This is a genomic window from Bacillota bacterium, assembly GCA_012518215.1.
In the GTDB taxonomy this organism is placed as follows: Bacteria; Bacillota; Dethiobacteria; order DTU022; family PWGO01; genus JAAYSV01.
The window spans coordinates 1-13354 of the sequence record JAAYSV010000006.1; the positions used below are offsets into that span (position 1 = coordinate 1).

Genomic DNA, 13354 nt, shown 5'->3' on the forward strand with positions numbered 1-13354 from the left:
CCGGGAAATTCCAGAGGGCTTAACCTACGAAGATTTGCTGTACACAACAGCAAATTATTCTTGATTATAGCTATACCTTGGGGCTAATGTTTACTCGTTTTCAGGACATTTTCCCTTTTCCTTGACAACTTTTCGCTTTTCGGAGGATATGTTCAAGGTACGCTGCACAATCTGCTTTTCATCGGCGGAATTGGCCAGAACCAGATTGATTCTGAATTGACATATGGTACAATCGATGGCTGCTATTTCCATACCGAGGGTGCCTTCTTCCACGGTGGCCGGATCCAGGGCGGGGAAGAGGCTTTCAATGATTTCGGGGGTTTCGATAACCCAGTATACAGTTTTATATATTCTGTCATCACGGCCTTTTTCCGGCCCCATGAGAACATTGGCAAGCTCGTCACCGATCAGGGTCATTATTTCGTGAGGGGTGGTGAGGAAAGCTTCCAATTCTGCAAGTTCTGCATGCCCCGCACTTTCCCAATCCGAATCCTCATCATGACGGACATATAGTCGTCCGGGTTTATAAAGAATATGCACATTGTGCTCGAGGATCAGACCGGTCAAATTTCCCTCGGTGTAATGCCCCCTGAAACCCAGGGAATTCTCTCCGGCATGTTCATAAATATAGAGAACATAATTGTCATTATTTTTCAAGTTATCAAGGGCTTTCACGGCCAGATTGTAGGCGGGAGATCCACGGGCGGGTGAACGTAAAAAAACCAGGCAGGCAAGGGAGACTATGATCAAAATATTCAAGATCGATATACCCAGCCAGAAGAGGTCGGGCCTGTGCCAACTGCGGGAATTGATTTTAAAATTCATGTGCTTTACCCCGGGTAAAATACATCCTTCTGGTTAATGGGTATGCCTCTACCGTTACAATAATGCACATGAGGATATGGAAATGACAATATAATGGGGCTATTCTTCACCCTTGATGACTGCCAGGGGGAAGAGGCGGGCTACCTTGCGGGTAATGCCGATTTCGGCCAGGGTGTCAATGACAGTTTCAATATCCTTGTATGCCTGGGGAGCTTCATCGAGATAGGCGCGGAAATCACGCCCCATGATCAGGATATCTTTCATTTTCTTCTCCAGTTCCTTGACCGATATTTCCCTTTTTGCTGCGGAACGGGAGAGGCGGCGGCCGGCGCCATGGTTGACCGAATTGAAGGTCGCCGACACCTTTTCGGTTGCGGTTACAATGTATGATGAGGTCCCCATGCTGCCCGGAATAATGGCCGGATGGCCGGTATGGCGGAATTTTGGTGGATTGAGCTGATGTCCGGGTGGGAGTGCACGCGTTGCACCTTTACGATGAATCAATAGCGTTTTTCCATCAATTTTTTCAAACTTGGCGATATTGTGGGCAACGTCGTAGACGATACCCAGGTCATAATCGGTGTCTCTACCACCCAGAATTTCGGCGAAGGCTTCCCGTATGTCATGGGTGATCCATTGGCGATTGCAGAAAGCGAAGTTCACGGCGCAGGCCATGGCTGCCAGGTATTTCCTGCCTTCCGGTGATCTGATAGGGACACAGGCAAGCCCGGCATTGGGCAGGGAAATTTTCATACGGGCAGCGTCCTTCTTCATGGTCCGCGAATAGTCGGTACAGATCTGATGGCCGAACCCCCGGCTTCCGGTATGGATGAGGACGGTAAGGTACCCCTCCCGTAACCCCATCCTGCCGGCAAAGTCTCTGTCAAAAACTTCGGCAACATGCCCGATTTCGATAAAATGGTTTCCGCCACCGATGGTGGATAGCTGGTTGCTTCTCGAGATTGCCTTCTTGCTCACGGATCCGAGGTCGGCACCGGGGAATTTGCCCCGTTCTTCGATGGAATCGATATCCTCTCCTCTGCCAAGGCCCATCTGGATCAATGCGGGAACCCCGCCGGTTACGACTTTGTTCAAGATATCTTTGATATTTCCAACATGTCGGCTTTCTTTTCCGATTCCGGTTGGGACTCTGGCAGTGATCGCCTGCATGATCTTGCGGAGTAACGGTTTGTCCATTTCACTTGCCGGAATATTTGTTTTCAGGAGACGGACACCGCAGTTGATGTCCATGCCCACTGCTCCGGAAGAAACTACCCCATCCTCGCTGTCCATGGCCATCACTCCGCCGATGGGCAAGCCGAAACCTTTATGAATGTCAGGCATCCCCAGAACATACCTGTAAACGCCCGGGAGGGATGCCGCGTCCATGAGCTGGGCCAGGGTTTCTTTTTCAGCAAAAGAGCGGGCCATCTTTTTGGATAGATAAACCCGGGCTTCAACGCGCATCGCGCCCTGCCTGGGGATAACATAGCAGTTTTTGCTTGAAGGCCGCAATATGGTCATGGCGGGGTTTCCTCCCTGTAATATAAATGATATCCAGAATTATTTATCCGGAAAAAATGGTCAAATCTCGGTATCAACACGTTCATTTTTGGCAAAAAGATCGATACGATCGATTGTTTTTTGCAGGGTTTCAAACAGATCGTAGCGTGTGAGGTCGAAATGGATCGGCGTGATGGAAATGTAACCTTCCTTGCTTGCGCCCACATCGAATTCTTCCTCATTTTGTGTTTCGATGACATCGCCGGCTAGCCAGTAATAGTGTTTGCCGCGAGGGTCGGTTCTCTTCTGGAAAGTGTTGCGGTAGCGGCGGTCTCCCAGGCGGGTTACGCGGGCCCCTTTGATCTTATCACCGGTGCCGGGCGGGACATTGATATTGAGCAAAGTCCCGGGTGGAAGGCTGGTTTCGATCAGAAGGGGTATCAGGCGGCAGGCGAACCTGGCCGAGAATTCAAAACCGGATTCATCAGGCTTGACAAGGGAGATGGCGATGGATGGTATTCCCAGAATGACCCCTTCCACGGCCGCCGACACGGTTCCCGAGTAGAAGATGTCGGTTCCAAGGTTGCTCCCTTGATTGATACCGGAAATGACCAATGAAGGTCTTTCCGGCAGGAGAGACTCGACGGCCAGTTTTACACAGTCCGATGGGGTGCCGTTAACGGACCATGCGGCCAATTCCGGATTGTGTAAATATCTAACAGGTTCCACACGGAGTGGGCGGTGCATGGTAATAGCATGCCCCACCGCACTTTGTTCGTGATCGGGAGCCACGATCGATATGCCCAACTCCTGACTGTATGCCTCGAATATTTTCTGGCTGAGAACCTGTATGCCTTCGGCAAAGATACCATCGTCGTTGGTAACAAGGATTGAATTTTTGAACATGAAATGAACCACTCCGTTTTTTTGAACAAAAACTAATTATCTGTCGCCAGTCGTCTTGCTCTTCGATCGGTTTCAAAAAATATTCTTTCCTCATCCATAGTAACAAGTTTACCCTCTTTCATCAATATTCTGCCATCGACAATGCTTAGTTCCACATCGGAACCGGAGGCAGAATAAACCAGATGAGCTTCAACATCATGGGGGGGCTGGAGATGGGGAAGATCTCTGGTTATACCGATGATGTCGGCGCGATATCCCTCTTCAATCACCCCTGTCTTCGGCAAAAAAAGTATTTCAGCCCCGTTCGTGGTTGCCAGCTGAAGGGCTTTGGCGGCCGGCAGGAGAGAGGGGTTTTCTTCCAACCCCTTGGGCAGGAGGGCAGCGAGGCGCATCTCTTCAAACATGTCCAGGTTGTTATTGCTTGCTGCACCATCGGTGCCAATACCGACCTTGATGCCTGCTTGAAGCATATCTATGACGGGGGCAATCCCACTTCCCAATTTAAGATTGCTGGTCGGGTTGTGAGCAACCCCGGCTTTCCTTGCAGCCAATATATCAATGTCATGGTTACGAAGATGGACGCAATGAGCACAGATGACTTTTCGGCCTTCAAAAAGACCGACCCTGTCAACCAGTTCCACGGGGGTGACTCCGTGTTCTTTCAGGCAGTTTTCAATTTCGAGCCTGCTTTCAGACATGTGGATCTGGATGGGAAGGTTTACTTTTTCAGCCAGGGAAATTATTCTTTTCAAGGATTCCGGGGGGCAGGTGTAGGGTGCATGTGGGCCGAGGGTAACGGTTATACGCCCTCCCGCACCACCGTGCCAGTTTTCAACCAGTTTTTCGGTATCATACAGGTCTTTCTCCAGCCGCCCGCTTGTTCCCACTATTCCATGTGCCAGTACAGCCCTGATACCCGTGATTTCAACAGCCCTGGCTACCTGATCCATGGAAAAGTACATATCGGTAAAGGTGGTTGTTCCGCTGCGGATCATCTCCGCAATGCCGAGCATCGTTCCCCAGAAAATATCTTCCGCGGTCAGGAGGTTTTCAAGCGGCCATATTTTTTCTTCCAGCCATTCCTGCAGGGGCAGGTCATCGGCGAATCCCCTGAAAAGTGTCATGGCTGCGTGGCCATGGGTATTTATCATTCCTGGCATGACGATCAGGCCGGAGGCATCGATTATTTCTGTGGTGGGTGGCAGTGCCAGGCGGGCCAGATTGTCATCCGTTGTGATGCCTTCAATTACACGCATGATGAGCCCACCGCCGATCAAGAGAGAGCCTTCAAAGATATTTCGGTCATCATCCATGGTAACTATGGTGGCATTTCTGATAAAAAGAGACGGCATTTATTTTAACCTCCCTGCAAAAGGAATCTAATTGATAAACAAAAGCTGCCATGCCCGGGATTCAGGTGCTTCTGTTCAATTCAATTATTTCATCATATTTGAATATGCCCCTTTCGGTGATAAAACCGTCAATCAATGTTCCCGGTGTTACATCGAAAGAGGGGTTGTAAGCGGTAACTCCTTCAGGAGCAATGAGTTTATCTGCAAAGTGAGTTACCTCGCGTGGATCCCGTTTTTCGATCTGTATGCGGCTGCCTTCATCCAGGTTGAAATCGATGGTAGAGACAGGGGCGGCGATATAAAATGGGATATGGTGATAATGAGCAAGGATGGCCAGCGCATATGTTCCGATCTTGTTGGCCGTGTCCCCGTTCGCGGCAATGCGGTCCGCCCCGGTTATAATCAGATCGATTTTTCCTTCAGCCATGACCGTGGCGGCGCAGCTATCGGTGATCAGGATAACTTCCATGCCCCCCCGCTGCAATTCAAAAGCCGTCAGCCGGGCACCCTGCAGGTACGGTCTTGTTTCACATGCGAATACGGCAAATTTTTTCCCCTCATGATATGCCGAGCGAAAAACTCCCAACGCTGTTCCCCAACCACCTGTGGCCAGTGCACCGGCGTTGCAGTGAGTCAGTACCGTGGCTCCATCGTTTACAAGTGCGGCACCGAAACCACCGATTTTTTTGTTGACCGCAATGTCCGCATGCATTATTGATTTTGCTTCTTCAAGCCAAAGATCGGCGATCAGGGAAGGTGAACTTGCTCTGTCCTTGATTGACCATATACGTCTCAAGGCCCACTCCAGGTTGACAGCGGTGGGGCGTGATTCGCTGAGGCGGTGGTAGGCGCTTCTCATTTCCGACCAGAAGTTTTCCTCTGCAATCCCCGGTCTGGCAATGGCAGAAAGAGCTTCCAGGGCCAGTCCGAATGCAGCGCATATTCCTATAGCGGGGGCCCCCCTGACAACCATGGAAGCAATGGCCCGGGCGACATCATCTGCATTGTGGCAATGATGATAGAGAATCCGGTGAGGGAGGATTCTCTGATCCAGCAATTTCAAATTTCGGGCTTTATCATCCCAGATCATGGGTTGCATACAGTCAACACGACTCCATTATTTTTCATCATAAACGTTATGTACGCTGCCGTTTATCTCGAAATGCTCGCCGGCAGAGAAGCAGGAACATTTTCCATGCTCCGGTGTATTAAGAATCGATGACAGGAAAAGCTTGCTGATTCTTTCACCATGCAAGGCCATCACTTCGAGGACTTCTTCATGGCTGAGGATATCCGGGGATATCCCGGCAGCATAGTTGGTAACCAATGCCACGGCTGCATAGCAGAGCCCGGCCTCACGTGCTAGCACAACCTCGGGGACATTGGTCATCCCCACCAGGTCGCCCCCCATATGCCGGTAAGCGCGAATTTCAGCAGGGGTTTCAAAACGGGGCCCTTCCGTTGCGATGTAGGTGCCCCGATCAAAATAATCGTGCCCAGCTTTTCGGCATTCATCCATGATTACTTCACGCAACCCCGGACAATAAGGTTCCGTAAAGTCGGTATGCGCGACAGGGTAGTTGGTGCCGTCATAGAAAGTGGAGGGACGCCCGCTGGTCAGGTCAATAAATTGATCGATAATCACGATTGAACCCGGGGGCATTTTGCGGTTCAGGGAACCCGAAGCTGCGGTGGCAAATACCTTTTTTACACCCAAAAATTTCAAGGCGGCAACATTGGCCCGGTAATTGACAAGATGGGGGGGGACGCTGTGTTTGCTGCCATGCCGCGGCAGAAAAAACACTTCGATGCCGTCAACCGTTGCCTTGCTTATCCTTGCCTGGCCGTAGATGGTCGATACCATTATTTTTTCTACTTTTTCGAGAAATTCAAGGCCGTAAAGGCCTGTCCCTCCGATGAGGCCGATTTTCAGGGACAATGAAATTTACCTCCTGTTTATATGCAGATGGTGAAGAAGGATACTGCTCCCGAAGTTTATCAATTCGTCGGCAAAGTCCAAAAGTCCTGCATTCAGTGGATCTACTTGAGCAATCTTTGGGTGGCAAAAAAATATAGTGATGCTTTGTTGCGGTGGCCCAGAAAACGATGGACGACACCCAACTCGAAAGTTATGAATGGCTCGTGGGGATTCAAGCGATATGCTTTTTCCAGAAAATCAAGGGATTCATCCCATTTCCCCAGATACCCCATTGCTTTGCCCAGGTAAAAAAACACTTCCCAATCATCCGGGGTGGATTCCAGTACCTTCATGAAGGCTTTCACAGCTTTTTCATAGGATGCCATGTTGTAGAGGGCAGCACCCTGGTTGAAATGCGCTTCTACCAGACCGGCATCCGCCCCGATAGCCTTTTTGAAATTTTCCAGGCCCCATTGATATTTGCCCTGATCGGCATAGATACTGCCGATGGTATTGTAAGCAAGTGCCTTGGTGGCAGGATCGCTGTCGAGGGCAGTAACGAGTTTCAACTCCTGAAGAGCTTTTTCATGATCCCCTTTCTGGTTTGAAGAGAGGCCGAGGCAGAAGTGGCCAATGATAAAATTCGGCTCCATCTTTGTCACCTTCTCGAATTCTTTTACCGCCTCGTCCAGCATGGCCAGATCCCAGAATCCAAGCCCCTTGCGGAAGGAAGTGATCGCTTTTTCTTCACTGATGCTGATAAAACTTGTTTTGATGTTATTGGCGGAAACTTTGTCGTTGGCATCGGTTTCCGGATTGATGCCGGACAACAGTTGACCGTCCTTTTTGATTTCAGTATCCTTTCCGGATGGTTCCTTGGACAGGAAGGAGTCCTCCCAATTCGTGAAATCATCGAGGAATCCATCCGGAAGAGTGTCGGGCAGAACAATATTATATTTTTCCTGGATGGCATTGACGCGTTCCTCGAATTTCAACCAGTTTTGAACACACTTGTCCATGGTGCCGCGTAAAGAAATCATGATGTCGGCAACCTTGTTCTTTTCCTGCTCGTTGATTCCATTTTCGAGTTCACTCTCGATCAGATCGAGTGCTTCGAAGACGGCTGAAAATCCGGCGAACATTATCCTTGCTCCTTTTGGGTCGACAATGATGGGCCGTCCATCATGCTTATGGTAATATTAATTTGCCAATAGATTATTTCTTATGCAGTCCATGGAGGAACAGACAAAATAAGCGGAAAAAACATGAATCATCACGGACAAATTCATGTTCGCTGTTTCCTGGAAAATCGCACCTCGATTCGCTCATGGGGTGTGTTCCGGGCTTGATTTACCAACTTGATTACACCTTGCAACTTTGATAAAATTGATGGAGTTGCAGGGGAATGTTTTAACTGATCGGTTTTTCAATTCTACAAAACTTGTTATATTCAATAGTGGCACTCAAAGGAGGGCATGATTCATGAAAGAAACCGGGGCCGAGAAAATGGTGAAGGGGATCGAGATCAAAAAACGCGGCGTTATAATGGACGTTACAACTCCCGAGCAGGCCCGCATTGCCGAGGAAGCCGGGGCAGTTGCAGTTATGGCTCTGGAAAGGGTTCCCGCCGATATCAGGGCTGCGGGAGGGGTGGCGCGCATGGCCGATCCCGAAATAATTGTCAGGATAATGGAAGCGGTAGATATTCCGGTGATGGCCAAAGTAAGGATAGGGCATATCGCCGAGGCCCAGATACTTGAAGAGATCGGCGTGGATTATATTGATGAAAGCGAAGTGCTTACCCCGGTGGATGAGGTGTTTCATCTGGACAAGCACAACTTCAAAGTTCCGTTCGTTTGTGGAGCCAGGGATCTGGGGGAAGCGTTGAGGCGGTTGTCCGAGGGGGCTTCGATGATCCGCACCAAAGGTGAACCGGGCACCGGAAACGTGGTGGAAGCTGTGCGCCATATCCGTTGTGTCAATGCGGAATTGCGCCAGGTGATGGAGACTCCAGACGAGGAACTCGTCGTTCTGGCCAAGCAAATGGGAGTGAGTATAGAATTACTGAAGCTGGTCAAGAAGGAAGGGCGTCTTCCGGTGGCCAATTTTGCTGCCGGCGGCATTGCAACCCCTGCCGATGCATCCCTGATGATGCAACTGGGATCTGATGGGATCTTTGTTGGTTCAGGGATTTTCAAATCTGACCAACCGGCGGCGCGGGCGGCGGCCATCGTCAAGGCGACGTTGCACTACGATGATCCCTCTGTCCTGGTCAATATATCACGTGGACTGGGCGAGGCGATGAAAGGGATGGAAATCTCGTCGCTGGACGATTCCGATCGTATGCAGGAGCGCGGGGTGTAGGGCAGAAAAATGTCGGCAAGACACTCCTGGCCCGGAATGATCAAGGCTACTGCCGGGTCCGGGAATGGTTTCATTGGTATCATCTGTCCTGGAAGTAGTTTTCCGGGAAGTATTTATGGTAGTGATTTTTGACGGCTCGTAACAAGTTGAACGGGGATGGGGGGACAGAGTTAAAAGGCTCATAAATTGGAAAAACATCTGATGGCCATGTCCGGGACCGGGAAATAATCCGTTTTTGAAAAAGGGTTATTTTTAACACTGTATTTGTTACCATGGGTTTTATATAATGGATATGCTTTATATCACACAGTAGCAGGTATATTTATGAACGTACATGATAGCAGGGTTCAGGTTTCCGGCAATGAAAGCCCCCAGGATAGCAACACCCCCGTCAAAACCGAAGGCTTTTTTCAGAAGCTCCTCGGCTACGGAAAATATTTTGGAAAACACTGGAATGAACCTCCCCCCGGACGTCATCTTTCATTCAAAGAATTCTTCGCTTATTCGGTCGGGGGCATAGGTGTTTACGGCGGCCAGACGCTGCCATTTTTTGTTACCTTGACTTACGGACTCTACATAGCCGCAGCTTTGAATTTCACCAATGATGAGATCATGTGGGTAGGGATTGCCAGCAGCATATTTGTTTTGATCCGGTCACCGTTGATCGGCATGATCATTGACAATACCAACACCCGCTACGGAAAATTCAGGCCCTATCTGATTTCAATGCCCATTCCTATCATTATCCTTTTTTTTGCCATCGGCTGGATCCCGCCCATGATTGGCAATCACCTTACCATGGTGATTGTTTTTGCCATTCTGTTCAATTTGCAACAGATTTTTATCGTCATTTATACCACCGCATTTACATCACTTGTTCAGGTTATCTCACCAAGCCCGGAAGAGCGGACCGATCTGATGTCTTATGGTGCATTTATATATTCACTGGGTCCTTCCCTGATCAATATTATTTTCCCCCTGGCCGCCAATCTTCTGTTCACGGTCTGGGGGACAAACGAGTGGGGAAAGAAGATCATCGTTGTTCAGGGAATCAATGCTATCGGGACTTTCAGATGGGTCCTGCCCATCCTGGCCATTTTGTTTTTTGGTTTTGGCCTGATTGCCGCTTTCTTTACCGAGGAGAGAATCGTTGTTCCCAAAAAATTCAAACATCGGATCGGGTTCCTTGAAGGAGTCAGGCGAACCCTGGAGAACAAGTATTTCTGGATTTTGAACGCTAGCACAGCTCTGGAAGCGTTGAAACTGATTGCCCTTACCTTTGTTGTCTGGATCTGCAATTATATGCTTGCCCCGCAAATGTCGGAGGCATTTGCTGCCAGCGTACAATCAATTTTCACAACGATCATGGGCATGGCATGTGTGCCGGGCATGCTTCTGGCGCCATGGCTTATCAACAGATTTGGCAAGCGGAACTTGATTGTATATTCAAACATGGGCACCATTATTTTCACAGTGCCGATGATCTTTTTCCTCGATTATCCCTATTTGTTGCTGGCCAGCTGTTTTCTGATCACTCTCTTCAATGCGGTACAGGTGGTCACCAAACCGGCTATCACCTCGCAGTTGTATGATTACCAGCAATATAAAACGGGTGACCGGCTGGAGGGGTTTCTGTCACAATTCACGGCCATAATCCTGGCCATTTTTACGATCATGATTGCTTTTATACAACCGAACGTTCAGAAATATTTTGGTTATATGGGCGAGATGGAAGGAGTCATCAGTCCCCTTTACAGTGCCGATGTGATCAATCCCATTATCAGAACGATGTGTATCATCGGAATAATCAGTGGAATCATCTGCACCATCCCCATGTTTTTCTGGGATCTCTCGGAAAAGAGACATAACCAGATCATGGACATCCTCAAAGTACGGGCCAATTTCGAGGATGGTCTCTGCGATGAAAAGACGAAGATAGAGCTTGAAGCCAGGATAGAAGCGGGAGAGAAAAATATTCTGGCATGGTTTGAAAACGTAGATAAAAAATAGTGTGGTAACAATCGCTGTCTGAACCAGGGCGGGGATTTTTTGAAAAATGCCGGGTATGGTGATGTTTTCATGGAAAAAAAGAAATCAAGGTAACAAACAATGGACAAATTTCAAAACAGGGTTCACCCCCCTCGCGAAAGTGCAACCGATGTTCCCGGGAGCACCGCCAGAACCGGAAACCCCTTCCAAAAAATCCCGGATTACATAAAATACCTGAAGGATCATTGGCATGTTCCTCCCCCGGGACGCTATCTGCCATTCAAGGAATTTTTTGCTTATTCTGTTGGCGGTATGGGTGCGGTGGGCGGAACGATGTTACCGTTTTTCATTGCCCTTACTTACGGGATCTACATTGCCGCAGCTTTGAATTTTACCAATGATGAAATCATGTGGGTGGGGATAGCCGGCAGCCTGTTCGTATTGATTCGATCACCCTTGATTGGCATGATCATTGATAATACCAACACCAGGTATGGAAAATTCAGGCCTTATCTGATTTCAATGCCCATTCCCATCGTCATCCTCTTTTTTGCCATCGGGTGGATTCCGCCCATGATCGACAATCATCTTGCCATGGTGATCGTTTTTGCCATTCTGTTCAACTTGCAACAGATTTTTATTGTAATCTACTCCAACGCATTTATCGCCCTGGTTCAGGTGATCTCGCCCAGCCCCGAGGAACGAACCGAACTGATGTCTTACGGTGCTTTCATCTATTCACTGGGCCCGACCATTGTCAATTTCATCTTTCCATTGCTTGCCAATCTCCTCTTCACGGTCTACGGGGTAAATGAGCTGGGGGAGAAGACGGTCATAGTTCAAGGGGTCAATGCCATCGGCACCTTCCAATGGATCCTGCCCATCATGGCTATCGTTTGTTTTGGTTGGGGGCTGATCGCTGCTTTTTACACCAGGGAAAGAATAGTAGTCCACAAAACCTTCAGACACAGGGTCAGTTTTCTTGATGGTGTCAAGCGGACCCTGGAAAACAAGTATTTCTGGATTTTGAATACTAGCACCGTTCTGGGAATATTCAAACTGGTCGGAACTTCTTTTTTCGTCTGGATCTGTGTCTATATGCTGGCCCCAAAAGCATCGGAGGCCTACGCTGCCAGCGTGCAGTCCATTTTCGCCACCATCCTGGGTACAGCCAGCGTTCCCGGAATGTTGCTGGCACCATGGCTTATCAACAAGGTCGGGAAGCGGAATCTGATCATATATTCCAATGCAGGTTCCATTTTCTTTACCATCCCGATGATATTTTTGCTCGATTACCCCTATCTGCTGTTGGCCTCCTGTTATCTGATTACGTTATTCAATGCGGTGCAGGTGGTCACCCAACCGGCCATCACATCGCAGTTGTACGACTATCAACAATACAGGACAGGTGACCGATTGGAAGGTTTTCTGTCACAGTTTTCGGGGATACTCATGGCCGTATTTGGCATATTACCTGCTTTCATCCAACCCAATGTGCAGAAATATTTTGGCTACATGGGAGAAGTGGAAGGAGTTATCAGCCCTCTTTACAACGCCGGCGTGATCAATCCCATCATCAGGGCAATGTGTCTGGTCGGTATAATCAGTGGTATTTTGGGGACCATACCCATGTTTTTCTGGGATCTTTCCGAAAAAAGGCATGATCAGATCATGGACATACTGAAAGTACGGGCCAATTGCCGGGATGGCCTTTGCGATGAGAAGACAAGGATAGAGCTTGAAACGAGGATAGAGGCGGGCGAGGAAGATGTAATGTCATGGTTTACAGAGAAAACCAATGGACTTTGATTCAGCCAGGGATGGACACGATACATTGTTGGCGGCAGGCATTCGTTGTTTCTGCCCCTTGAAATATCATTGAACGTGGGATATAATATGTTTCGTCAGTCAGAAGGGGTAATCCGGGCCGACGTAGCTCAATTGGCAGAGCAGCTGATTTGTAATCAGCAGGTTGAGGGTTCGAGTCCCCCCGTCGGCTCCAGCAAAACAAATAGTTTCGATCCCGGTACGAGATGCCGGGTTTTTTATGTAATGGCGTGAAAGCTATCGGAGTCAGTCAAAAAAATATGCGATTCCGGGATCAACCATGATCCGGCATTGTAACTTGCTATTGCCCGAACGTATGTACAGTTGAGGTGAAGGGTAATTGCTGTCATGAAACAGGGGCGGCTCGAAATATCTGACTCTCCGGCTTTCTTGACAGCCTTGCTATACTCATGTAAAATATGCGTGGGGAAAAACGCAAACAGCACCGGATGGGTGGCGGTTACAGCTCGGATTTCCCCGGCCAAATAAAATTTGCTTTGACAGGGATTTGTGTGGAGAGGTACCCAAGTTGGCCAAAGGGGGCAGACTGTAAATCTGCTGGCAGTGCCTTCACTGGTTCGAATCCAGTCCTCTCCACCATTTTTATTTCTTCACCCGATTTGACGGTCGAAGTCAGACGGTAAAGCAGGGGAAGGCCGGACAGGGCCTT

10 protein-coding genes and 2 tRNA genes are annotated in these 13354 nt (G+C 49.0%); 5 read left to right on the plus strand and 7 right to left on the minus strand.

Annotated elements, in window-relative coordinates:
- Nucleotides 1-90: 90 nt before the first annotated feature.
- From GX364_00390 to GX364_00420, 7 genes are all read right to left on the minus strand, one after another.
- On the minus strand, nucleotides 91-825 hold the full coding sequence (locus tag GX364_00390) for a hypothetical protein (protein ID NLI69312.1): 735 nt from the start codon (nucleotides 823-825) through the stop codon (nucleotides 91-93).
- Between the two features lie 99 nt (nucleotides 826-924).
- The gene (locus tag GX364_00395; protein NLI69313.1) at nucleotides 925-2349 is read right to left on the minus strand and encodes an RtcB family protein; all 1425 of its coding nucleotides are present in this window, start codon (nucleotides 2347-2349) and stop codon (nucleotides 925-927) included.
- Between the two features lie 60 nt (nucleotides 2350-2409).
- On the minus strand, nucleotides 2410-3234 hold the full coding sequence (gene surE, locus GX364_00400; GenBank protein ID NLI69314.1) for a 5'/3'-nucleotidase SurE: 825 nt from the start codon (nucleotides 3232-3234) through the stop codon (nucleotides 2410-2412).
- Nucleotides 3235-3266: 32 nt separating this feature from the next.
- Nucleotides 3267-4586 (minus strand): amidohydrolase, encoded by a 1320-nt coding sequence (locus GX364_00405; protein NLI69315.1) that lies wholly within the window; start codon nucleotides 4584-4586, stop codon nucleotides 3267-3269.
- A gap of 61 nt (nucleotides 4587-4647) precedes the next feature.
- Nucleotides 4648-5685: an S-methyl-5-thioribose-1-phosphate isomerase gene (gene mtnA / locus GX364_00410; protein ID NLI69316.1), complete on the minus strand. Its 1038-nt coding sequence runs from the start codon at nucleotides 5683-5685 to the stop codon at nucleotides 4648-4650.
- Between the two features lie 18 nt (nucleotides 5686-5703).
- The gene (mtnP, locus tag GX364_00415) at nucleotides 5704-6519 is read right to left on the minus strand and encodes an S-methyl-5'-thioadenosine phosphorylase (GenBank protein NLI69317.1); all 816 of its coding nucleotides are present in this window, start codon (nucleotides 6517-6519) and stop codon (nucleotides 5704-5706) included.
- A gap of 107 nt (nucleotides 6520-6626) precedes the next feature.
- Nucleotides 6627-7646 (minus strand): tetratricopeptide repeat protein, encoded by a 1020-nt coding sequence (locus GX364_00420; protein NLI69318.1) that lies wholly within the window; start codon nucleotides 7644-7646, stop codon nucleotides 6627-6629.
- Nucleotides 7647-7986: 340 nt separating this feature from the next.
- On the opposite strand from GX364_00420, the gene pdxS reads away from it, so the two are divergent.
- The 5 genes from pdxS (at nucleotide 7987) to GX364_00445 (ending at nucleotide 13284) form a co-directional block, all read left to right on the plus strand.
- Nucleotides 7987-8868: a pyridoxal 5'-phosphate synthase lyase subunit PdxS gene (gene pdxS, locus GX364_00425; protein ID NLI69319.1), complete on the plus strand. Its 882-nt coding sequence runs from the start codon at nucleotides 7987-7989 to the stop codon at nucleotides 8866-8868.
- Nucleotides 8869-9192: 324 nt separating this feature from the next.
- Nucleotides 9193-10878 carry an MFS transporter gene (locus GX364_00430; protein ID NLI69320.1) on the plus strand — a complete coding sequence of 562 codons (1686 nt, stop codon included), beginning with the start codon at nucleotides 9193-9195 and terminating at the stop codon, nucleotides 10876-10878.
- Nucleotides 10879-10977: 99 nt separating this feature from the next.
- Nucleotides 10978-12666: an MFS transporter gene (locus GX364_00435; protein NLI69321.1), complete on the plus strand. Its 1689-nt coding sequence runs from the start codon at nucleotides 10978-10980 to the stop codon at nucleotides 12664-12666.
- A gap of 117 nt (nucleotides 12667-12783) precedes the next feature.
- Nucleotides 12784-12859: transfer RNA gene (locus tag GX364_00440), tRNA-Thr, on the plus strand.
- A 339-nt stretch (nucleotides 12860-13198) separates the two neighbouring features.
- Nucleotides 13199-13284 (plus strand) — tRNA-Tyr (locus GX364_00445).
- Nucleotides 13285-13354 lie beyond the last annotated feature (70 nt).

Coding starts and splice junctions, on each gene's coding strand:
- mtnA (NLI69316.1), bottom strand. CDS start 5,685: ATGCAACCCATGATCTGGGATGATAAAGCCCGAAATTTGAAATTGCTG.
- GX364_00430 (NLI69320.1), top strand. CDS start 9,193: ATGAACGTACATGATAGCAGGGTTCAGGTTTCCGGCAATGAAAGCCCC.
- GX364_00420 (NLI69318.1), bottom strand. CDS start 7,646: ATGTTCGCCGGATTTTCAGCCGTCTTCGAAGCACTCGATCTGATCGAG.
- GX364_00395 (NLI69313.1), bottom strand. CDS start 2,349: ATGACCATATTGCGGCCTTCAAGCAAAAACTGCTATGTTATCCCCAGG.
- GX364_00405 (NLI69315.1), bottom strand. CDS start 4,586: ATGCCGTCTCTTTTTATCAGAAATGCCACCATAGTTACCATGGATGAT.
- pdxS (NLI69319.1), top strand. CDS start 7,987: ATGAAAGAAACCGGGGCCGAGAAAATGGTGAAGGGGATCGAGATCAAA.
- GX364_00390 (NLI69312.1), bottom strand. CDS start 825: ATGAATTTTAAAATCAATTCCCGCAGTTGGCACAGGCCCGACCTCTTC.
- surE (NLI69314.1), bottom strand. CDS start 3,234: ATGTTCAAAAATTCAATCCTTGTTACCAACGACGATGGTATCTTTGCC.
- GX364_00435 (NLI69321.1), top strand. CDS start 10,978: ATGGACAAATTTCAAAACAGGGTTCACCCCCCTCGCGAAAGTGCAACC.